The sequence below is a fragment of the Glutamicibacter endophyticus genome (assembly GCF_048457885.1).
In the GTDB taxonomy this organism is placed as follows: domain Bacteria; phylum Actinomycetota; class Actinomycetes; order Actinomycetales; family Micrococcaceae; genus Glutamicibacter; species Glutamicibacter endophyticus.
This window is the reverse complement of record NZ_CP174200.1, coordinates 3,156,062-3,178,054: the sequence shown is the minus strand read 5'-3', so window position 1 is coordinate 3,178,054 and position 21,993 is coordinate 3,156,062. Positions and strand designations below refer to the sequence as shown.

Below are 21,993 nucleotides of genomic sequence, written 5' to 3'. Positions count from 1 at the left end.
TTGCCCGGCGCAGCGCTGAATCTAAGCTGGAAACCGTGAATGACGCGAAAACTTCCCACCCCTCCCGGTCGCTGGCCCGGCGCATCCTGGCCCTGGCGGTGCCCGCCTTCGGCGCGCTGATCGCCGAGCCGCTCTTCCTGCTGGCCGACACGGCCATCGTCGGACATCTTGGGGTCGCCGAACTGGCCGGGGCCGCGCTGGGAAGCACCATCATTCAAACCGCCGTCGGACTGATGGTGTTTCTGGCCTACTCCACCACCCCCGCGGTGGCGCGCGCCATCGGCGCCGGAAATATGCCCCGGGCCATGGCGGCCGGGCGCGACGGCATGTGGTTCGCGGTGGCCCTGGGCGTGCTGCTCAGCATCGCCGGGCTCCTCGGGGCGCGCCCGCTGGTGCGCGCCATGGGCGGCAGCGGCCCGACTTTGGACTTCGCGGTGGACTACATTCACTACTCGCTGCCCGGGCTGACCGCCATGCTGCTGGTGCTGGCGGCCACCGGCGTGCTGCGCGGCATGCAGGACACCAAAACCCCGCTGCTGGTGGCGACCGTGGGCTTCGCGATCAACGCGCTACTGAACCTCGTGCTGGTCTACCCGCTGGGCATGTCGGTGGCCGGCGCGGCGCTGGGTACCTCGATCGCCCAGTGGATGATGGCCGCGGTGTACCTGTGGCTGCTGGTGCCGCGCATTCGCGCCGCCAAGGTTTCCATCCGTCCCACCTATCGCGGGTTCATCGCCACCGGTCAGGTCGGGTCCTGGCTCATGCTGCGCAACCTGACCATGCGCGTGGCGCTCCTGGCCACCGTGGTGGTGGCCACCAATAGCGGCCCGAGCACGCTGGCGGCCCACCAGCTGGTCTTCACCATCTTCTCCTTCTTGGCCTTCGCGTTGGATGCCTTGGCCATCGCCGCCCAGGCGCTGATCGGCAAGGAATTGGGCGCCGGCGACGCCCCCGCGGTGCGCACGCTCACTGGTGTGATGAGCCGCTGGGGGCTCTACTTCGGCGTGCTGACCGGGCTGTTCCTCTTCGCGCTGTCCTGGGTTTTCCCGAAACTGCTGACCTCCGACGCGCAGGTGCAGGCGCTGGCCACCCCGGGACTCTGGGTGCTCGCGGTGGCTCAGCCGCTCTGCGGGCTGGTGTTCGTGCTCGACGGCGTGCTCATCGGCGCCGGCGATGCGAAGTACCTGGGTTTGGTGGGCCTGCTGAATATGGTGGTGTACCTACCCATGCTGTGGGCGGTGCAGGTATTTGCGCAGAGTCCCGCGACGGCGATCTTGTGGATCTGGATTGCCTTCGCCCTCGGCTATATGGCCGCGCGCGGCTTGACCCTCTCGGTGCGCGCCCGCGGCACCGCCTGGATGCGGCTGGGGGAGTAGCCCGGGGCTCCCGCGCCTTCTTATCCACAGTTCGCAAGCCCGCATAGCACCGCGGCCGCGGCGCGTCGAGACTGGGCCTATGCAGATCACCGACCTGGCCCGGTCCCTGAACGACGAGGCCACCGCGAACCTCGACCCGCAGCAGCGTGCGGCCAGGCATCTGCACGCCCTAAAGCAGATCACCGACTATCTGCACGAACTCCCACGTCTGCTAGCCCAGAACGCGGACCCGCGCGTGGCCGCATTGGCGGCACTGCAGATCGAGCAGCTGGAGCACGAGGTGGTGCGGAACCAGATCCACGCAGCCCACAGGGTCGAAGTCACCGCTGCTCACGCCCTGCCAGTGGCCACCCTCGACCATCTCAAATCCGCCTCAGCCACAGCACCGGCCGCGGATGACTCGCCGAAGGCTAAGGAGCCCGATCTGGAGCGTATGCTCGATGGCCCGTGCGCTTTGGTCCCCGGGCGTCCCACGTACCAGAACGCCACCAGCTTCCTCGCCGCATGGTTGCGCATCGAGTTCTTCGGCGCAAAAGCCCGGGTCGAAGATGCCCACCGGCTCATCGCTCGTCCCGCCAGCGCAGAGCTTCCCGAGCAGCCGCGTTTCATCCGGCTCGCCGAACAGTTCACGAGTACGCCTGACCCCCATGGGGTGTTGGCCGCGGCGCGCCGCCTGGAGAAAGTGGCCGACGACAACGAGTCCGCCGACCTAGAAGAACAGACCGCCACCCTGCTCGGCGAAGAAGATCCACGCACGCGCGCCGATGGGTTATCGAAATTCTTCCGTCGCGCCACCGACATCCAGAAAGCCACCGACCCGCTGGTCGGCACCGGGCTTTTTCGCAAAGGCACCAAGAACGGCATCACGACATACGTTTTTAAGGCCGCAGGGGAAGACAGCGAGTTACTTGAATCGTTGATCGCCAACGTGGACCACCCCAAAACACAGGCTCACGCCTCAGCGGTCGATTCCGCAAAAGCAAGCGTCGGCCCAACTGGCAAGGCGGGACAGGACGAGCTGCCCCATCCAGACTTCCTCACCGACGAAGAAGCTGCCTCCGCCTGCGCCGTCGACCTGAGCGCTCCGGAACCCACCGTTGCGCAACGTCGTCTGGCCGGACTGACCAATGCCTTGCGCTCGCAGATCACTGGAAACAGCGCCGGGATCGCCGCGACGGGCTCCGGAAAACCGAAGGGCCTGTTTCGGCCGACCGTGATTGTGCATATGCCACTACGCGAGATGCTGGCCCTCGCGGACCGGCACGGACTCGAGTTACCGGAGGCATCCGGGGCAGGGAGACTACCCACGGTCGGTGGAATTACGGCCCACGGCCTAGCGATCGATCCCGGTACGCTACGCCGGATGCTGTGCGAGGCGAACATCATCCCCATGGTGCTGGGCGGATCCAGCGAGATCCTGGATGTCGGACGCTCCCAACGCTACTTCCCGACCGCGATGAAACGGGCCATCTTGGCCAGGGACCGTGGATGCATTGTCCCGGGGTGCACGGTCCCGCCCGAACATTGCGAGGTCGACCATATTCAAGAATGGGTCAACGGCGGGCCGACCAGTGTGCTGAACGGGGCCAGCATCCATCCGGGACATCACACCGACCGGCATGCCGGACTATTTGAGATCGTGGTGAAGGACGGCTTGCCCTGGGTGCGATATCCAAAGCACGTGGATCCCGAGCAACGGTTGTGGCGCAATACGATCAACTTCGAACCCAAGTAGCTACCGTGCTTGCGGACATCGGCACCAGTCTGCCTGGTTTAAGCGTCGGCCGACCCCTCGCGATAGATCTTGGCGCGGCTGATGCGTCCGCGTTCAATATCGAAGACGGCGATCAGTGCGGCACGACGGGTGGAACCCTGATGTTCCCACGTTTCGGTGAGCTCCGCGGCCACCACCTGTTCGCCATCGATCACTCTGCGGATCTCGAGGTGCGGCAGGATCGCACGCATCGCCTCGTCGAAGAATTCACGCAACCCACCGGCAGGGACGCTGTAATCCCCGGTGACCCAAGAGGCGTCGTCGGTGAAATCTGCCAGCAATGCGTCGAGGTCACGGGCATTGAATGCGTTAACGTGGCGTGCGATCAGCTGTTCCGCGAAGGTCATAGCCACATTCTTTCCTTTCTACCGGCGTGCGCAAGCCCATGCTCCGTGAGTTAGCCCTTTGTTCTATGCCCGGTAGAATAGATGCGTGCCTGCCGACAAAACCACCCCAGTTCAAGCTTCAGAGGTTTTCCGCCCCGTCTTCCTGCGCGGACTAAGCGCGCTCATTTACGCGCTGGCCTCGATTTTCTGGATCAACGCCGACACCCAGGTGCTCGCCTATGCAACCGGTGCCCTCCTCGTGGTGACCGGCGTCTTCATGTGGCAGTACGCCTCGGTGCCCTCGGCGCCCGAAAAGTCCCGCGGTCTCTACGCGCTGGGATCCGGGCTCATGCTCATCGCCGGTATTGTCACGCTGTTCATGGGCACCCCGGCCATGGTTGGTTTCATGGCGGCCTTCGGGTTCCTCGTGGCAGGCATCAGCGAGATCCTTGTTTTCGCCAAGTATCGGGCGATGTTCCCGCCATACCGCAATCAGTTGGTCAGCGGGGCGGTGTCGGTTGCACTGGCTGCGGCCTTGGCTGTTGGCGGATCGCTCGATGCGCACGGCATGTTCGGGCTGATCGGTGGTGGCGCGATCATCTTCGCGGTCTTCGTGCTTATCGCAGCCTTCGGCCATCGTCACGAGGCCCGCAAGGAACAAACCGACCCCGGTACGCCGGAAAGCAACTAGACTTCAGCTGACCAAAGAAAGATAGAAACGGAGTTTCCGGTGGGAAATAACGGACAGAAGAAACAACCGTGGAGCCAGTCGATTAAGGGCCCACTGAGTTTCTCACTGGTGATGGCGCTCATCGCCGGAATCGTCGGGATGATTACTTCCACGGGCGGTTCGGAGAACCCGATTCGTTACGACATCGGTCTGTTGTGCTTTGGCATCGCCTTTGTCGCCTGCCTGCTGGTCATCTCCGTGCTGACGATGGCTTCCAAGGAAAATGACGAGTCGCTGGGCAAAGGCTCGGGCGTTAACCGCTCCTCGGCCAACCCGCAGAAGAAGTTCGAGGACTAAAGCCCCTTGCTGGCCCTAGATTTGTAGGCCGCCGCGGCGCACCACACGATGTGGAGCGCCGCGGCGGCTTTTTTCGTGCCTCGACAGGGGAACGTTCCACTTGATGACTCGAGCCGTTCACTTTACTGCCATCTGAACGTTGCTCACGCCACATAGCCTCAAACAGGTGCCGCGGGGAAACCTCCTCGTCGGCCCCGTAATCACCGGTCACGTGGAGGGATGTATGGCACTCATTACCCCGAAAAGGGAACGTTCCACACGCCAAGTGCGTCCACAAACCCAGGGGCTGGCGTACCGCACGAAGGTGAATTTCCGGCACCCGGCCACGCTCATCGGGATCCTGTTGATTCTGCTCTTCGGGTACCTCATCGTGGCTCCGGTGATCTCGTTGCTACTGGGCGCCGTGCAGGTCGGCTTCGGCGACGAGGCAAAGGCCGGAGCCGGAGCGGGCGAGTTGACCAGCTACTACTTGGCGCGAGTCTTTAGCTCCCCGGTCTCCGAGATCATTTTTTACACGCCGCTACGCAACACCCTGCTTATTTCGCTGTGTTCCATCGCGCTGGCCCTGATGATCGGGGTGCCGATGGCTTGGCTGCTGGCTCGTACCGATCTGCCGGCTCGGCGCTGGTTCTCCAGTGCATTGATCGTGCCCTATATGCTGCCGGCCTGGACCTTCGCGCTGGCCTGGACGACGATCTTCAAAAACCGCAGCAGCGCAGGGCAACTGGGCTGGCTCGAGTCCCTAGGATGGGAGCCTCCGAACTGGCTGGCCTATGGGCCGTTGCCCATTATCGTGATCTTCTGCCTGCACTTCACTCCCTTCGTGATCCTGCTGGTCACCAACGCCATGAGGAACCTTCCCTCGGAGCTGGATGAAGCGGCCAAAATGGCCGGAGCCACGGCCGCGGAACGGTGGCGGCGAATCACTCTGCCGTTGCTGCGTCCGGCGCTACTCTCCGCCGCGACCCTGATGTTCGCCAAGGCCGTCGGAGAATTCGGCGTGGCCTACGTACTGGGGTTGCCGGCCGGATTCCAGGTCCTCTCCACGACCCTGCACCAAAGCATTTCTACCCAGCAGTCCGGGGTAGCGGCGGTGATCGCAGCGGTCATGGTGGTGCTCGGCGGGATTTCGCTCCTGATCGATATTCGCTTCCTGCGCGAGACCAAGCGTTTCATGACCGTCTCGGGTAAGAGCCTCGCGGCGCGTGTGGTGCCGCTGGCACGCTTCAAGGTTCTCGCCTTCACGCTGGTCGCCGCGTTGTTCACGATCTCCGTGGTACTGCCCCTGGGCACATTGGTGCTGTCCACGGTGATGCGGGTGCCTGGCCATTTCGCCCCGTCGAACTTCACCCTGGATTACTGGATCGGCCGCAACCTTCCCACCGTGGGATTCAACCGGGGCGTGCTGGTTTCGCCAGAGACATGGCACGCGGCCTGGAACACCCTGTGGATGGTTGGACTGGCCGCGATCTGCACGGGCTTGCTGGGGCTGCTTGTCGGCTACGTTGTGGTGCGCTCCCCGCTTCGGCAGTTGGGCACCGCCCTGCGCGTCATCACCTTCATGCCCTACCTCGTGCCGGGTCTAGCCTTCGCGGTGGCCTACCTCTCCCTCTTCGCCGTACCGCGCGGCCCCATCCCCGCACTCTATGGCACCGCCACCATCCTGATCCTGATCATGATCGCCGATGAAATGCCCTTTGCCTCACGGGCCGGGGTGTCGGCGATGATGCAGCTGGGGCAGGAGGCCGAGGAAGCGGCACAAAGCCTCGGGGCGCGCTTTACCCGACGGATGCGCACCGTGATCATTCCGATGCTACGTGGCTCGGTGGCCAGCGCCACCTTGCTGCCCTTCGTCTCGGGGGTGCAGGGTCTGAGCCTCGTCATCATTCTGGCCACCCCGGGCACCCAGCTTATGACCACGCTGTCCATGACGTTGATCGACTTCGGTTACACCCACGCCGCGAACGCCGTGGTGGTGCTGATTTGCGCCATTGCCCTCTTCGGCACCTGGGCGACCCAACGACTTTTCCGTAGCAACCTAGCCGATGGGCTAGGCGGCTAAACCTCAACAACACCATCGCAACACCATCGCACCAAGGAGCAGAACGCCATGACCATCATCAGCACCGGCCGTATGGCCACCCTCGCTACCCTCGCCATCGGAGCGCTGCTGTTTACCGGATGCGCCGGGGGCAATCCCGCGTCCAGCGCAAACCCTGGACCCGTCGCGGTCACCGAATCCGCCGAGGACTACAACCTCGACGAACTCATCGCCGCCGCTAAATCCGAGGGCCCCATCACCATCTACGACAGCACCTCGAAGGTGGAGGAGATGGCGGCGGCTTTCACCAAGACGTACGGTATCGAGGCCACCGGCGTGAAGGCCGATGCCGCGGAAACCATCGAGAAAGTCACCCGGGAAGCGCAGGCGGGCAACGTCGTGGGCGATGTGGTGGCGATATCCGATCTTCCGGCGCTGAAGAACCAGCTCTTGCCCAACAACTTCGTGACCAGCTGGGTACCTGGCGACGTGGCCGAGCATATCGACCCGTCGATGCGTGAGCCGTTGGTGATGATCACCGACCCGAGCTTCTGGACCTATAACACCGAGGCGTTTCAGAGCTGCCCGGCCGATAATATCTGGGACCTGACCACCGAGGAGTTCCGCGGCAAGGTGGCCTTCCAAGACCCGGTGGGGGACAACGGCGCCTTGGACTGGTACAGCCAGATGGCGAGCTTCGGCGAGGACGCCCTGCGCGAGGCCTACCAGCAGGCCTTTGGCGAAGAACTGAAGACCGATAAGGATTCCGCTGCGGCCGAATGGGTGGCCCGTATGGCAGCCAACCAGCCGATTCTGACCAAGTCCAGCGAAGAGTCCTCCGAGGCCGTGGGCGCCACCGGTCAGCAGAACCCGCCGATGGCCCTGATGTCCAGCGCCAAGTACCGAAATATTGAGGAAAAGGGCTACGCCCTCGGTGTCTGCGAAGGCATGGTCCCGTGGGTGGGCAAGGCATCCCCGAAGGGGCTGACCATCGCCTCGGGGACCAAGAGCCCGAACGCCGCCAAACTCTACGTGCACTTCGCGCTGACCGCCGAGGGCATCGCCCCACAGATCGCCGACGGCAAGATCTCGGCGAACTCCAGCATCACCCAGCCTGAGGACCCGGCCCATGTCGGCAAGCACCTCGAGCAGATTTTCCAGTTCAACAATGCGGGCCTGGAAACAGACTGGGCCTCACGCGAGGCGTGGCAGGACCTCTGGCGCACCTCGGCCAAATAGCTAACTCGGCCGGTGAATCGGCCCCGCCCTCAGGATGGAGGATCGCGCCATGGCGCAGATAACGCTCAGCGCGCTGAGTAAAACCTACCCCGGTAGCCGCACGCCCAGTGTGCAGGGGTTGGACCTAGAGATCGAACCAGGTGAATTCCTGTGCCTGCTCGGACCTTCGGGCTGCGGCAAATCCACCACGCTGCGCATGATCGCCGGGCTGGAAAATCCCAGCTCGGGGCGGATCGTGATCGGAGATCGGGTCGTGGACGACGTATCCAGCGGGCGTTGTATCCCCGCCGAGCAACGCGGCCTGGGCTTGGTGTTCCAGAACTACGCGCTCTGGCCGCACCTGAGCGTGCGCGAGAACGTCTGCTTTGCCCCGCGCGTGCAAAAACTGCCGAAGGCCGAACGCGAGCTGCGCGTGCAACAGGCGCTGGATACCTTAGCCATCGCGGAGCTGGCCGACAGGTACCCGTCGGCGCTGTCGGGCGGGCAACAACAGCGCGTGGCCATCGCTCGTACGCTGGCCGCCCGTCCCGAAGTGCTGCTGCTGGATGAGCCGCTCTCCAATCTCGACGCGCGGCTTCGCTTGGAGATGCGTGCCGAGTTCCAACGCCTGCACCGTCAGACGGGCAACACCATGCTCTTCGTGACCCACGACCAATTCGAGGCGATGACCCTAGCCACCCGCATTGTGGTGATGAACCGGGGCCAAATCCAGCAGGTCGGCACGCCGATGGAAATCTACAACGCCCCGGCTAACCGGTTCGTTGCCGAATTTATGGGCAACCCGCCGATCAACATCTTTGAGCGCGGCCAGAACGCGCAGGCCGACGCTTGGCTTGAACACATCGACCCACACGTGGCCACGTTGGGGATCCGCCCCGAAGACCTGCAGCTGACCAGCGAGGTGCATCGCCCCGGTAGCGGTCAGCTCACCCTTGACCTGCGTGTCAGTGCGCTTCTGCCCACCGGCGGGTCGTGGATCGTCGAACTGAACGACGGGGCACGTCGGTACTTCGCCACCACTCAGCGTTGTCCGCAGGTGGCGCAGGGGCAACTGGTACCGGTCCTTGTGGCACCGCAGGCGGTGCACCTTTTCACTGGCTCGGGTGTGCGTTACGAACGAATGGAGGTTGCGGCATGAGGCAGAATCTAGACCTGCCCGGCGGCCTGTTGCTGGACTTTGGCGGAGTCATCGTGAATTCTGAAAAGCCCGTCGGGTGGCAGCAGACGGTCACCGAGTCCGTATTGAGCCTGGTGGGAGAGGGGCCGCTGGTCCCGCGCGAACGCCTGTTGGCGGACATCACCGCCGGTGCGGTGGCCGCCGGCCTGTGGCGCAACGCCATGTCTCGTCCGCGCTACCCGCGAGAACTGGATCAGGAAAGCTACGTGATGGACTTCATCGCGGCAGACTGGCCCGACGAAGCTCGGGCAACCATCGTCCAACACATCGCGGCGCTGTGCTACCTGATTAGCTCCACCAAGGAACTGCGCACCCTGCGCGACGGCATCGAGGAGCTACTGGCATGGTGCCAGCAGATCGGCTTGCCCGTCGCGATCGTCTCCAACGCTATGTGCGGGCAGGTGCACCGCGACTACCTCGCGGAGCAGGGGCTCAGCCACTACTTCGTCGCCGAGCTGTATTCGGATGAATGTGGCCTCCGCAAACCCAACCCCGACTTCCTGCACCTCGGCGCCCAGGCGCTGAACCTAGATATCGCCGACTGCTGGTACGTGGGTGACCACTTGGACCGTGACGTGCTGTGCGGCACCCGTGCGGGTATCGGCGCCAACGTGCTCATGCCTTCGCCGGGGAGCGCCGCCCGCCCCTATGACGTGCCGGTCAGCGCCGACCTAGTACTGGGCACCCCACGAGACCTGTTGAACGAAATGAGGAAAATTCATGTCCCTACCTAAGACCCAGAGCCACTCGACGGTCACCGGCCACGACGCCGAGACCTTGCGCCTGGTCGCCGAGGATGCCGCCCGGCTGGCCGGCGACTACCTGCGCACCGTGTTCCGCTCGAAGATGGAGATCGACTACAAGCGCGACCGCCACGACCTGGTCACCGCGCACGATCGGGCCGCCGAGGAACTCATCGTTCCGTTCCTGCTGGAGCGTGACCCGAGCTGGCGCATCGTCGGTGAGGAAGGCGGCACACGTGGCGGCGACGGCCCGGTGACTTGGTATGTGGACCCGATCGACGGAACGTCGAACTTCGCCCAGGGACTGGCCTTCTTCTGCGTGTCCATCGGGGCGGAGGTCGACGAGGAACTGCGTGCCGGGGTCATCTACGATCCGATGGCCGACCGCATGTTCAGCGCCGATGACTGGCACGCCTATCTGGACGGCAGCGTCCTGCGCACCGCTCCCGCTCAGCCGGCCGATGCGGCCACCATGATCACCGGGTACCCAACCGCCCGCGATCTCGCCGTGGAAGGATCCACGGCACTGGAAGATGCCGGCACCTTGATCGAGGCGTTCTCCTCGCTTCGTCGCACCGGATCCGGGGCGTTGACCCTAGCCCACGTGGCGGCCGGCTGGGTGGACTGCGCATTCGGCGGCTCGGTCAACCCCTGGGATGTGGCCGCCGGCGCGTTGATCGTGCGACGCGCCGGGGGCAGTTACCGTCCGGTCTGGTTAGATGCCCCGCAGGCTCAGCGCCCGGACCACCTGGCCCCGGCCTTCATGGCGGCGGGACCCGGCGCGCACTATCCGGCGTTAGAGAGCTTCGTCGAGCGGGTCTCGCGCCGCCGCGCGGGAATCGGGGACTAGCCCCATGTCACTGCAGCTTGCCAGCGGCCGGCGACCCACCATCATCGATGTGGCCGAACGCGCCGGGGTTTCTAAGTCACTGGCTTCACGCGCACTGCGTGGAGATCCGGGCGTCAGCGAAGCAAGCCGTCTGCTGGTCTTGGACGCCGCAGAAGACCTAGGGTATCGACCAAACTCGGCTGCGCGCTCCTTGGTGCGCGGGGTCTCGGGGCTGATCGGTGTGGTTCTGAACCAGCTGGGAAACCAACACCACACCGGAATCGTGGACGGGGTGGAAGCGCGCGCTAGGGAACTGAGCGCCAGTGTGCTTATCGGCCACGGCGGCCACTCCGAGGCGGAGCTGCGGCGGCAGATCGACACGATGATCGAGCTACGCGTGGATGGCTTGGTGATCGTCTCGTCCTGGGTGCCCAGAGAGGTGCTGGAGAGGGCTGGTGCGGAGGTCCCGACCGTGGTGGTCACCCAGATTGCCGATCCGCCGCCGGTGATCGATACCATCGCCAGCGATGATATCCTCGGCGCCCGGCTGGCGGTGGAACATCTAATTGCTAGCGGGCGAAGCCGTATCGGGTACCTGTCCCGCTCGCTGAGCGCCACCAGTCAGGCGCGTGTTCAGGGCGTGCAGCTGGCTCTGGCCGATGCGAACTTGCCCAGTTGCCTGATCCAGATCGCCTCGGGCGAACAGATCGACCTGCAGCGTCTGCTCGATGAACGGGACCTCGACGCGCTGCTGTGCAATAACGACCTGACGGCGGCCGAGGTCATCCGCCTGGCCCATCAGCAATCCATCCCCGTACCGGATCGCCTGTCGGTCATCGGCTACGACAACACGCACTTGACCGAGTTGCTTTACCCCAGCCTCACGAGCATCGATCAGCCGCAAGCGCAGATGGGACGACGCGCCGTGGACGCCCTCGTCGAACGCGGCGAGGGACGCACCGAGCCACTGCGCGAGTTCTACACCCCGAGCCTTGTCGCTCGCGCTTCGACCACAGACCTGTAACACCCCGCAGGAACCATCACCAACACTCCAAGGAGCATCATTCATGAAGGACACCACCTCACGGATCACCTCGCTGGCACTGGTTGGCACCATGTTGGCGTTAACCGGGTGCAGCACCACCGGCTTCGCGGCTGAAACCCCGCAAACCCAGAGCTTCAGCCAATCCCAGACACCGGATGCCGCGCGCCTAGCCCTAGGCACCAAGGCGACCTATCAGGCCCCGGCGAAGGACATCGAATACTCCGAGGCACCCGACGAGTTTGAGCCGGTATTGCTCGAACATGTGGCCCGCCACGGCTCACGTTTGCTCTCGAGCAAGAAATATGACGATCTGATCACGCAGCTCTGGGAAATGGCCAAGTCAGAGAACGGTCTCACCGAGACCGGTCAGCGGCTCGGACCGGTGGTCGCAGAGATCACCGCCGTGCACGAACAGGTCGGCTACGGAAACCTCAGTGCCCTGGGCCAACGAGAGCACCGAGATATGGCCGAGCGTGCCTATGAGCGCATGGAGGACCTCTTCGAGGAGGCCGAAGACGACGAACTACCGATCAACGTGGCGACCTCCGGAGTGGACAGGGCGGTGGATAGCGCACAAAACTTTGTGCAGGGGCTGACCGACCAGGACGACGACCTAGCGGAGGTGATCGGCGAGCCGGTGGCGAAGCCCGACGTGCTCTACTTCCACGACACCGACGAAGCCTATAACGACTTCGTGGACAACGACCCGCTACTGGCTGAAACTCTCGACAAGGTCGAGGCCGACCCGGAAATTCAGCAGGTGGCTCGCCGGGTGGTCGGTCGACTATTTACCGAAGAGTTCATCGCTAAGCTCGATAGCGGCGCGATCGATCTGGTCGATCGGGGCAAGGGAAAGAAGCACCTGCAAAGCGTCGTCGATGCGGCCATGTACCTGTATGAGCTGTACGTTATCGCTCCGGGTATGGCCGATGAGCACCCCATCGACTTTAGCCAGTTCCTCACCAACGACGACGCCTTGGTGCTCTCGCGCGTCTCCGAAGCCGAAGATTTCTACGAGAAGGGCCCAAGCTTCGTCGGCAGCGACGTGACCTACCGGATGGCCGATGTGCTGCTCTCCGATATGCTCGACGCGGTCACCGGAGTGCGTACCGGTGAAACTACCCAAGCCGCGGACTTCCGCTTCGCCCACGCGGAGGAGATCATTCCCTTGGCCGCGCTGCTGCAGTTGCCCGGCAGCACCACCGCCCAGCCGTCCGATAGCCTATTCAGCTACGAAAACAATGACTGGCGCGGGGCGCAGGTCGCGCCGATGGGCTCGAACATTCAGTGGGATGTCTATGCCAATGACGATCACGAGGTGCTTGTGCGGATGCTCTACAACGAGCGCGAAATCCCATTCGGATTCGATTGCGAACCGATTGAAGAGGGCAGCTTCTTCTACGCGGACACCGAACTGCGTCGTTGCTTGGGAGACCTAGTGAAGCAAGACTAGGCGCGCGGTGCTAAGGCGCGGGAAGCTAGCGGCGAGGAATACACCACCGAGGTCCGCACGCTTCCCAAGGACCCCACCCGGCCGCTGAGTTGTTCCAGATGCCTCATGTCACCGGCGATAACCTTCATGATGAAGCAGTCGTCGCCGGTGACATGGTGGGCCTCGATGATTTCGGGCATCTGGCCGATGAGTTCATGAAGCGGCGCGTAGTTGCTACTCGGGTAGCGCAGATGAATAAACGCCATGATGCTGTACCCCAGGCGTTCTGGATCGCAGTGTGCCGCGTAGCCGCTAATCACCGCGTTTTCTTCGAGACGGCGCAGTCGTTCGGCGGTGGCGCTGTGGCTCATATTCAGGCTCCGCGACAGCTCGGCGACGCTTTGCCGCCCGTTGTGCTGGATGCGTTCGAGCAGTGCGGCATCTACGGAATCGAGGGTGATCGGAAGTTTCGCGGTCATCCTCGAATTTTCCCACGACTTTCATTGCATACCGTGAAAAAGTCAGGGATTCTCATCTTCAATGCGCGAGCTACTCCTCATAGTGTTGGTGGCATGCAGACTCAACAACAAGCCATCGCTCACTTCTCCGCCAAACTCGCCTACGAAACGGACGTCGCCGATGTGCATGCGGCACTGGAGGCGAATGAGGATTTCGTACTCGTCGACACGCGTAGCGACGCGGCGTGGGAACAGGGGCATATTCCCGGCGCGGTGCACCTGCCGACCGCGCAGATTCCGCGGCGCGCGCATGAACTGATCCCCGCCGGAACCGCGGTGGTCACCTATTGCTGGACACCCGGTTGCAACGGTGCAACTCGTGCCGCGCTCGCCTTCGCGCAGGCCGGGTATCGGGTAAAGGAAATGCTCGGCGGCATCGAATATTGGATCCGTGAAGGATTCGACGTGGCTACGGCGCAGGGGCTGCGCTCAGAGGCTGTCGACGCTCGGGTTGCCCCGCGCGGCGCCGCCTGTGGCTGCTAAGGCGTGCGGCGGACTAGAACATCTGCTCCGGCGCGTGCCGCGCAGATTCCACCCAGTACCGAGCCTCGCATTCACGGCACTGCCAGCGAGGTGTTGGTCCGGAAGACATGACGCATCCGGCGAGCACCACATCCTCGTCGAACGCAATGGCGGGCTCACCCCAGATAATCTGCATCGGATTCGGGGCGCCGCAGTCCGGGCAGGCGGGGCGAGTGAAACCTCCAAGCTGCTGCACAGTGGGGTTATGTGCCATGGCATGGCAGTCGCTGCAGAGCACCACGGTGTCATCGATGTGGTCCTGAATTTCCAGATGCAGGTCCTCGGTCCCCGGGCGGTCCAGATGCGCTTCGAGCCGGGACGGGTTGTAGCGTTCGCAAACCTGACACATTGGCTCTTCCTGAGTACCGGATTGCAATAGGGCAAGCGTCAAGAGCGTGCGGTAGCTGCCCTTCGATGCCCCCGCGGCGCAGTCACCGGCGGTAAGGAAAATCGGTGCCGGGGTTGCTAGCGCGTCGGTCACCGCCGCGAGCAATCGATTGGAGTCCGGCATCGCAAGAAGTTGCGTGGCACGGGGCAGACGATTACCGGTGCGTGCCTCGAGCTGAGTCAGCGACAGCGGATTCGAGAAGGTCGCCAGGTGTTCCAGAGCGGTGGTTTCAGCCTCGTCCTGCACGACCTGGTCGATGCCCAGCAGCAGTGCCGGGCTCGTATTCACCGCGGTCAGCACCAGATCGCCCGCGCGTAGCGGAAAACGATCGTCGGGCAGGGCCGTGGTATCCGCACGCTCCAAGGCGCGGAGCGTTCCCAGCGTGGCTTGGGCGAAGCGCCAGAGCACCCGCTGCCCGGTGAGCTCGGATAACCGAGCGGTAGGAACCCATTGGTGAGGTCGGCGCAAGGGATAGTCGTCGGTTGGGCCAGGGGCCGGGGATGATTCGCTATCGAGAATGGCATCGATTAGCTCCCGACGGGTCATGTTCTCCGGGCGACTGCCAAGACCTGGCATTGCACGATCGTGACACAGGGCGATGAGGGTGGCCCGATCCATCCGGTCATAAACCGGGTCGAAACCGTGGCGACGGATTGCTGGCAGTGCCATCGCGAGTCCTTTCGAATCCTTGGGCCCGGGCACTGGTTGCCCCAAGCGTGCTTCATCCTAAGCAAACGGGCCGACATATTGGCCGGTGCGGTTCCTTCACCTGCCGTTAAGCAACAGGTCATGTCGGCTTGCCACCCTGTGAGAGGCCTCATTTCCTGCGGCCCTCGCATCGTTTCGCTACCGAAAGTCACTCGTGAATCGCAACCTTCATCCTCGTGTACTAGCCGGCGCCCTGCTCACCGGATCGTTGGCCCTAAGTGTGACCCTGATCGGTCCGGAGGCCTTGGCCGCCGAGCAGCAGTTCTTCGAACGCACCGCCACCTACCCGGTGTATCAGAATCACCCGGAGGGCGAGTCGGCGGTGACGGCCGCCGAAATTTCCGCGGTGTCACCCGACGGGAAGACACTGATCTATACCGACGCGTTGGCACGGCAAATTGGCTTCGTCGACATTTCCAACGCGAGTGCCCCGCAGGGTCTTGGCACCCTGTCGCTGAAGCAGCTGGGTAATGAAGAAGACGAGCCCACCAGCGTCGCCACCCATGGCGAGTACGTCTTTGTGGTGGTCAATACCTCCGCCAGCTATGCGCAGCCCAGCGGACGGGTCGACGTGGTGCGGATTGCCGATCGCTCCGTGGTGCATAGTTTCGAGCTACCCGGGCAGCCGGATTCCATCGCGGTATCCGCCGACGGCGCCTTTGCGGCGATCGCCATCGAGAATGAACGTGATGAGGAAGCCGGGGATGGCGGATTGCCGCAGGCGCCGGCCGGGTCCATTGCGATCCTGGATTTGGCGGCTAACGAACCTGCGCAGTGGTCGCTGCGTGAGGTCCCGCTGACCAGTGGCGATCCCGGTGACCCGCAGGCCTTGCCGGTGCTGGAGCAGGCCGGTCTCGATACGCCCCAAGACCCGGAGCCGGAGTATGTGAGCATCAACGGGCAGAACCAGCTGGCGGTGAGCTTGCAGGAGAACAATGGCGTGGTGCTCGTCGACCTGCCAAGCGGCGAAATTACCGGGGCCTTCAGCACCGGGGAGGTGGACGTGGCAGGGGTGGATATCGCCAAGGATGGGCAGCTCGATCCCTCCGGCTCGCTGGAACAGGCCCCGCGCGAACCCGACGCGATTGCCTGGGCGCAGGATCGCTACCTGCTGACGGCCAATGAGGGCGACTGGAAGGGCGGCAGCCGCGGGTTCTCGGTCTTCGACACCAGCACCGGAGAGGTCATCTGGGACGCCGGGAACGAGCTCGAACGGCTGGCGCTGGCGCAGGGCCTGTTCCCCGAGCACCGGGCCGAGAAGAAAGGCATCGAGCCCGAGGGGCTGGCCGTGGCCGAGTTCAACGGGGTCGATTACGCCTTTGTCGCCGCCGAACGGGCGAATTTCGTGGCGGTTTATGAGCTAAGCGATCCCACGCAGCCGCGCTATGTGCAGAGCCTGCCAACTACCAACGGGCCCGAGGGCGTGCTGCCGATTCCGGGCCGCGACCTGCTGGCCATCTCCTCGGAGGTCGACGAGGCCGAGGAAGGGGTGCGTTCCTCGCTGAACCTCTTCAACTTCGGGGCCGCGCAGGCTGCCTTCCCGCAGCTGCAGGCCGACGGCCAGAAGGTCGCCGGCTTCGGGGCGCTGAGTGGGCTGAGCCAGGACCCGGCCAACGCGGATCGGCTCTACGCGGTCAACGACAATGCCTACCTACCGCGGATCTACTCCATCGACACCGCGCAAAGTCCGGCGCTCATCGATGGCAGTATCCCGGTGACCAAGGACGGCGCCCCGGCCCACTACGACTTAGAAGGCATTGCCGCCCGCGCCGAGGGTGGTTTTTGGGCCGTTCACGAGGGAACCCGCGGGCCCGAAAACCTGTTGCTGCGCCTCGACGCGCAGGGTTCGGTCACCGAAGAGGTTCCGCTGCCGCAGGACGTCGTCGCTGACCTAGGCAAGCAGGGGCTGGAGGGCGTGACCGTGCGTGGGGCCGACGCCGACGAGGAGGTGGTCTTCGCCCTGCAGCGCGAGGTACCCGGCGAGGATTTCGTGCGGATCGGACGGTATCGCCCGGCCGACGGGGACTTCGCCTGGTTTGGGTACGAACTCGAGCCCAGCGCCGGAAAGGGGCAGTGGAATGGTCTCTCGGAGATCACCGCACTGCCCGACGGGTCGCTGGCCGTCATCGAACGCGATAACCAGGTGGGGGAGCACGCCCAACTCAAGGCCGTATATCAGGTGACGTTGCCGGAGCCGGTGGCCGGCCAGGTACCGATGTTGCACAAGAAGCTTGCCGTGGACGTAATGCCGAGTCTGACCGGCGACAACGGGCGGGTGCAAGAGAAACTCGAGGGACTGGGGGTGACCGGTTCCGGGCAGGTGTATGTGGTCAGCGACAACGACGCGGTCAAGGACGCCACGGGCGAGACCGTCTTCGCTCACCTGGGCGCCGTCGAGGAGCTCTTCGCGCTGACCGAACAGCCAGCACCGAGCCCGAGCCCGAGCGCCGAGCCGACGCACAGCCCGGAGCCAAGCCAGTCGCCGCAACCCAGCGTCTCGGCCGAACCCAGCCAGTCACCGGAACGAAGTTCCACACCGAGCAGCACAGCCTCGGCGCCGGAGCGCGACGAGAAACTGGCCGACACCGGTTTCGCAGCCGAGCAACTCCTCGGGCTCGGCGCGGCAGCCCTGCTGATCGGTGCGGTGGTGGCGGTCGCGGCACGGATGCGACGTCGTCACTGATCGCCGCCGCTTTGGTGCGAATCATCCAGCTTCGCCACCCAACCGGTACTAATGGACTAGCCCCCGCGCCACCCCTGACGGATTAATCTAGTAGCAAGCGATTAAACGACGCGCAGGAGGACCCTCAATGCAGATCGCGGTGATGCAGGCCCAGGCGGCGGTGCTGGATATCGACGCCAACTTGGCCGCGATTGATGCTGCCGCGCACCGGGCCGTTGCGCAGGGCGCGGAACTGTTGTTGACCCCGGAACTCTTCGTGGTCGGCTACGCACCCTACCAACTGCGCGATGAGCTCGAACCCGCCATCCTGCCCGAGACGCGTGCCCGGCTGGCCGAAATTGCCGTCTCCCGCGGGATCGCCCTGGTGTACTCGTTGCCCGAGATTTCCCCGTCGGGCTGGAAAATCACCGCGACCTTCATCGACGAGACCGGTGCGCGCCTGGGCCACTATGAAAAGGTGCACCTCTTCGGCGAAGAGGAGAAGGACGTTTTCGTGCCCGGCGATCAGCCGGCGACGATCGTCGACTTCCGCGGCTTGCGCCTGGGCATGGTGATTTGTTTCGACGTCGAGTTCCCCGAGACCGTGCGCGCCGCCGCCCTGCGAGGGGCGCAGGGGTTGCTGGTCCCCACCGCGATGGGAGCGGGCTATGAGGCGGTGTGCACCACGCTGGTGCCCACCCGCGCCATGGAAAGCCAGATGTATATCGCCTACGCGAACCACTGCGGGAGCGAGGCCGGCTTCCAGCTGGCCGGCACCAGTGTGGTCGCCGGCCCCGATGGCACGGTGCTGGCGCGGGCCACGGCCGACGAGGATCTGCTTTTCGCCGATTTCGATCCGCAACTGGTGGCCAGCGCCCGCGCGGAGATCCCCTACCTGGCCGACCGTCGTCCCGAGCTGTACGAGCGCTGGGACGGCTAATCCTGCTCCGGCAGGAATGAGAGCGCTAGGTACAGCTCAATTCGCACCGCGGCCTCGCTGAGGTCCAGGTCGAGCAGTTCGCCGATGGAGGCGATATGGCGGCGCACCGAATTGCGGTGCAGATCGATCGCCCCGGCGGTCACATCCCAGGAACCGTTGGCGGCCAACCAGGCGCGCAAGACCTGCAGGTACAACCTGCGGCGCTTGGCCGGGAGCTCCAGCACACCGGCGAGGGTTTCCTCGGCCAGCTGACGCCCCGCCTGCTGCGGCAGTAGCGAGGCGAAGGTGCGCGGCAGTTCGGCGGCATCCAGGCATCGTCCTTCCTCCCGGGCGCGGCCCAACAGGCCGCGGGCCTGCGCGGTCAGGTCGGCCAACTGCCCGGCCAGTTTGGGGTTGACCTCGGCCGGGTGACTGAAAGCCGCCACGTATCCGGCACGCTTGAGCCGGTCGAAGAGGGCCTTGACCGGTTCGGCCCGGGTGATCGCCAGGAACCCCGCGTCTTCGGCCAGCACCAGCTTGGTATCCAGCAACGAACGCAGCGGGGTGACATCCGCCCCGAGCCCGCTCTCGCCGGGATCGCCCTGTTGCCGCAACGCCACCACACGCACCGGGCGGCGCGCCGGACCGCCCAGCGAGCCGGCGAAAAGCTCCAATTCGCGGGCGTCAAGATTGGCACGACCGGTGAGCAGCATGGTGGTGGCCAGCTGGGTCGGGGCGAAGGATCCCGCCATGCGCTGGCGCGCCACAACTTCGAGCAACCCCAACGCGGTCGAGGCCAGCGCGTGGTCGATGCTGGTGGGCGTCTGCGCAAAGCTCAGCTGCAACACCCCGAGCACGGCGGCGCTGCGGGTTCCACTGGTGCCGGCGCGAATCGGGAAGGCCAGATGGGTGCCGGACTCATCCTGCTCCATGACAAGCTGCCCGGCGGCCGGGGCATCCACGGCTTCGGCGCAGAGCTTGGCCAGTGCGGCCCCGTCCAGCCCGGTGCCCTTGCTGCCGCTGGCATAGTGGCGCAGCCGGCCGGCGGGACTCAGTAGTTGCACCGCGCACCCGGCCCGTTGGGCGAGCACGGTAACTAGTTGTTCCTCGGGGTTGGCCGCGGCGACGCAGCGCATCAGCGCGCGATTGGCTTCGGCGCTGTGGCGTAGTTGGCGTGCGCTGTCGGCCTCCATGAGTTTGGCAAAGGCCAGACCGATGGCGGCAAAGGGCAGCGAGGCCGGGATCTCCCACAGGGTCAGGTCGTGGCGGCGGCAGGCATCGATCACCGAGGTCGGCACCTCGAAGAAGTAGGGGTCCATCGCGAAACCCAAGGCGCTGACCTTGGCCTCGACGAGCCGGGCCACAAAGGAGTCCACCCACTGCTGGTCCTCGGCGTGCTCGACGAATAACGATCCGCTGGTGAGGATGAGTTCATGGTCGACCAGATACGGGGTGGGGTCATCGATATCACTGGGTTCGACCCAACGCAGCGGTCGGTCACCCGCGTCGTGATGTACCCGCACGTCATCGGGAAGTTGCCGAAGAAATCGGGCCAGCGTGATGGTATCCCACGCCCGAGTGAACGGATCGTGCGGTGTTATCGTTGTATCCGGTTCAGGTGCGATTTGTCCCATGGCAGACAACTTTAGTTCAAATCGAACCGTTCTGAGAGCCACCTCACAGGCCTAGGCTTGTATTCGGCACCACTGCACGTCTTTCAATGAGGATACGCCTATGAACACCACCACCGGCACGACCGGACCGGCCACCGCGCTTGGTCCGCAGCTGCGCCGACGCAAGTCGATTAACTCCATGGTCCGCGAAGCGGAGTCCAACGCCGGTCGCGGTACGCTGCGCCGCAGCTTTGGCGTGTTCCAGCTGACCATGATCAGCGTCGGTGCCACCCTGGGCACCGGTATCCTGGTGATCCTGGGCGAAACCGTGCCGGTTGCCGGTCCGGCCATCTGGATCTCCTTCGTGATTGCCGGTATTACCGCGTTGCTCTCGGCGGTGTCCTACGCCGAAATGGCCGGCATGGTCCCGGTCTCCGGCTCCAGCTACTCCTACTCCTACGCCACCATGGGCGAGGGCATCGCCTGGGTCTGTGGTTGGTGCCTCGTGCTTGAGTACGCCGTCTCGGTGGCCGCTGTCGCCGTCGGCGCCGGTGAGTACGTCAACGAAACGCTGCGCGTGTTCGGCATGGGCCTGCCCGACGCACTGGCCGGTGGCCCCTCCGAGGGTGGCGTGGTGAACCTTCCGGCGCTGATCGTCGTCGTGCTGGCCACCCTGTTGCTGGCCCGCGGCGCCCGTGAGTCGGCGATCGCGAACACCATCATCGTGGCCATCAAGACCGGCATCCTGATCTTCTTCTCGATCGTGGCCTTCACCGCCTTCGACGCCGGTCACTTCGAACCGCTGTTGCCCATGGGCGCCGCCGGTGTCACCGCTGCGGCCTCCTCGGTGTTCTTCTCCTACATTGGTTTCGACGCCGCCTCCACGGCCGGTGAAGAGGCCAAGAACCCGAAGCGCGACCTGCCGCGCGCCATCCTGCTCTCGATGCTCATCGTCACCTCCGCCTACGTGCTGGTCGCTGTCTCCGCGATCGGTGCCCGCGAATGGAACTGGTTCGACGGCACCGAAGCCGCCCTAGTGCAGATCCTGGCCGAACTGACCGGTCAGAAGTGGGTTGTGCTGCTTTTCGCGGCCTCCGCGGTGCTGGCCATTGGCTCCGTGGTGCTGACCGTGCTCTACGGCCAGACCCGTATTCTGCTGACCATGTCGCGCGACGGACTGGTTCCGCCGGTCTTCGCCAAGGTCTCACCGCGCACCGGCACCCCGCTGGCCGGCACCTTCATCACCGGTGGCCTGATAGCGATCACCGCGGCCTTCATCCCGCTCGGTGCCCTGGCCGACGCCACCAGCATCGGTACGCTCTTCGCCTTCGGCCTGGTCGGTGTCTCGGTGATTTACCTGCGCCGCAAGCAGCCGCTGGCCGAACGTACCTTCAAGGTGCCGTTCTACCCGGTCACCCCGATCCTGGGCGTTGCCGCCTGCGCCTTCCTGATGAGCCAGCTGTCCTGGCACACCTGGACCGTCTTCGGTCTGTGGATGCTCGTCGGTGCCGCGATCTACCTCGGCTACGGACGCCGCCGCTCTCGCCTGGGGCAGCTGAGCAAGCAGGAATACATCGACAGTCACCTGGGCGAGAAGTAACCGCCCACCCCCGCCACTTACGCACATCACTACCGAAGGATTGCAGAACACTCC

Annotated in this window: 19 protein-coding genes; 15 read left to right on the top strand and 4 right to left on the bottom strand. The window is 64.5% G+C overall.

Annotated elements, in window-relative coordinates:
• Positions 1–35 precede the first annotated feature (35 nt).
• On the top strand, positions 36–1,376 hold the full coding sequence (locus tag ACJD00_RS14840; RefSeq protein WP_418907667.1) for an MATE family efflux transporter: 1,341 nt from the start codon (positions 36–38) through the stop codon (positions 1,374–1,376).
• A 79-nt stretch (positions 1,377–1,455) separates the two neighbouring features.
• Positions 1,456–3,111 carry a hypothetical protein gene (locus tag ACJD00_RS14835; protein ID WP_418907666.1) on the top strand — a complete coding sequence of 552 codons (1,656 nt, stop codon included), beginning with the start codon at positions 1,456–1,458 and terminating at the stop codon, positions 3,109–3,111.
• Between the two features lie 38 nt (positions 3,112–3,149).
• Here ACJD00_RS14835 and ACJD00_RS14830 read toward each other — a convergent pair whose 3' ends face one another.
• Entirely contained in the window at positions 3,150–3,497 is a 348-nt protein-coding gene (locus ACJD00_RS14830; protein WP_418907665.1) for a nuclear transport factor 2 family protein, read from the bottom strand.
• 85 nt (positions 3,498–3,582) lie between these two features.
• On the opposite strand from ACJD00_RS14830, the gene ACJD00_RS14825 reads away from it, so the two are divergent.
• The 9 genes from ACJD00_RS14825 (at position 3,583) to ACJD00_RS14785 (ending at position 13,030) form a co-directional block, all read left to right on the top strand.
• Positions 3,583–4,167, top strand: coding sequence for a DUF308 domain-containing protein (locus ACJD00_RS14825; protein WP_418907664.1), 585 nt, complete (start codon positions 3,583–3,585; stop codon positions 4,165–4,167).
• 39 nt (positions 4,168–4,206) lie between these two features.
• Positions 4,207–4,503 carry a hypothetical protein gene (locus ACJD00_RS14820; protein WP_418907663.1) on the top strand — a complete coding sequence of 99 codons (297 nt, stop codon included), beginning with the start codon at positions 4,207–4,209 and terminating at the stop codon, positions 4,501–4,503.
• A gap of 223 nt (positions 4,504–4,726) precedes the next feature.
• Positions 4,727–6,565, top strand: coding sequence for an ABC transporter permease (locus tag ACJD00_RS14815; RefSeq protein ID WP_418907662.1), 1,839 nt, complete (start codon positions 4,727–4,729; stop codon positions 6,563–6,565).
• A gap of 48 nt (positions 6,566–6,613) precedes the next feature.
• Positions 6,614–7,783 (top strand): extracellular solute-binding protein, encoded by a 1,170-nt coding sequence (locus ACJD00_RS14810; protein WP_418907661.1) that lies wholly within the window; start codon positions 6,614–6,616, stop codon positions 7,781–7,783.
• Positions 7,784–7,832: 49 nt separating this feature from the next.
• Positions 7,833–8,921, top strand: coding sequence for an ABC transporter ATP-binding protein (locus ACJD00_RS14805; protein WP_418907660.1), 1,089 nt, complete (start codon positions 7,833–7,835; stop codon positions 8,919–8,921).
• Positions 8,918–9,694 (top strand): HAD family hydrolase, encoded by a 777-nt coding sequence (locus ACJD00_RS14800; RefSeq protein WP_418907659.1) that lies wholly within the window; start codon positions 8,918–8,920, stop codon positions 9,692–9,694. The genes ACJD00_RS14805 and ACJD00_RS14800 overlap by 4 nt, the downstream gene beginning before the upstream one ends.
• Entirely contained in the window at positions 9,681–10,553 is an 873-nt protein-coding gene (locus tag ACJD00_RS14795; RefSeq protein WP_418907658.1) for an inositol monophosphatase family protein, read from the top strand. The genes ACJD00_RS14800 and ACJD00_RS14795 overlap by 14 nt, the downstream gene beginning before the upstream one ends.
• A 4-nt stretch (positions 10,554–10,557) precedes the next feature.
• On the top strand, positions 10,558–11,556 hold the full coding sequence (locus ACJD00_RS14790) for a LacI family DNA-binding transcriptional regulator (protein WP_309409714.1): 999 nt from the start codon (positions 10,558–10,560) through the stop codon (positions 11,554–11,556).
• A 43-nt stretch (positions 11,557–11,599) separates the two neighbouring features.
• On the top strand, positions 11,600–13,030 hold the full coding sequence (locus ACJD00_RS14785) for a histidine-type phosphatase (RefSeq protein ID WP_418907657.1): 1,431 nt from the start codon (positions 11,600–11,602) through the stop codon (positions 13,028–13,030).
• Here the strand turns inward: ACJD00_RS14785 and ACJD00_RS14780 are convergent.
• Positions 13,027–13,488 (bottom strand): Lrp/AsnC family transcriptional regulator, encoded by a 462-nt coding sequence (locus tag ACJD00_RS14780; protein WP_309409710.1) that lies wholly within the window; start codon positions 13,486–13,488, stop codon positions 13,027–13,029. The two genes, ACJD00_RS14785 and ACJD00_RS14780, sit on opposite strands and share 4 nt — an antisense overlap.
• Before the next feature lie 93 nt (positions 13,489–13,581).
• Here ACJD00_RS14780 and ACJD00_RS14775 point away from each other — a divergent pair, with 93 nt between their 5' ends.
• Complete coding sequence (locus ACJD00_RS14775; protein WP_418907656.1) at positions 13,582–14,010, top strand: rhodanese-like domain-containing protein; 429 nt, start codon at positions 13,582–13,584, stop codon at positions 14,008–14,010.
• A 13-nt stretch (positions 14,011–14,023) separates the two neighbouring features.
• Here ACJD00_RS14775 and ACJD00_RS14770 read toward each other — a convergent pair whose 3' ends face one another.
• The gene (locus ACJD00_RS14770) at positions 14,024–15,106 is read right to left on the bottom strand and encodes a hypothetical protein (RefSeq protein WP_418907655.1); all 1,083 of its coding nucleotides are present in this window, start codon (positions 15,104–15,106) and stop codon (positions 14,024–14,026) included.
• A 193-nt stretch (positions 15,107–15,299) separates the two neighbouring features.
• Here ACJD00_RS14770 and ACJD00_RS14765 point away from each other — a divergent pair, with 193 nt between their 5' ends.
• Positions 15,300–17,828, top strand: a complete 2,529-nt coding sequence (locus ACJD00_RS14765; RefSeq protein WP_418907654.1) for an esterase-like activity of phytase family protein — start codon at positions 15,300–15,302, stop codon at positions 17,826–17,828.
• A 127-nt stretch (positions 17,829–17,955) separates the two neighbouring features.
• Positions 17,956–18,747: a carbon-nitrogen hydrolase family protein gene (locus ACJD00_RS14760; RefSeq protein WP_418907653.1), complete on the top strand. Its 792-nt coding sequence runs from the start codon at positions 17,956–17,958 to the stop codon at positions 18,745–18,747.
• Here the strand turns inward: ACJD00_RS14760 and ACJD00_RS14755 are convergent.
• On the bottom strand, positions 18,744–20,360 hold the full coding sequence (locus ACJD00_RS14755) for a PucR family transcriptional regulator (RefSeq protein WP_418907652.1): 1,617 nt from the start codon (positions 20,358–20,360) through the stop codon (positions 18,744–18,746). The two genes, ACJD00_RS14760 and ACJD00_RS14755, sit on opposite strands and share 4 nt — an antisense overlap.
• 100 nt (positions 20,361–20,460) lie before the next feature.
• Between ACJD00_RS14755 and ACJD00_RS14750 the strand changes: the two genes are divergently transcribed.
• Entirely contained in the window at positions 20,461–21,939 is a 1,479-nt protein-coding gene (locus ACJD00_RS14750) for an amino acid permease (RefSeq protein ID WP_418907651.1), read from the top strand.
• The last annotated feature ends 54 nt before the right edge of the window (positions 21,940–21,993 follow it).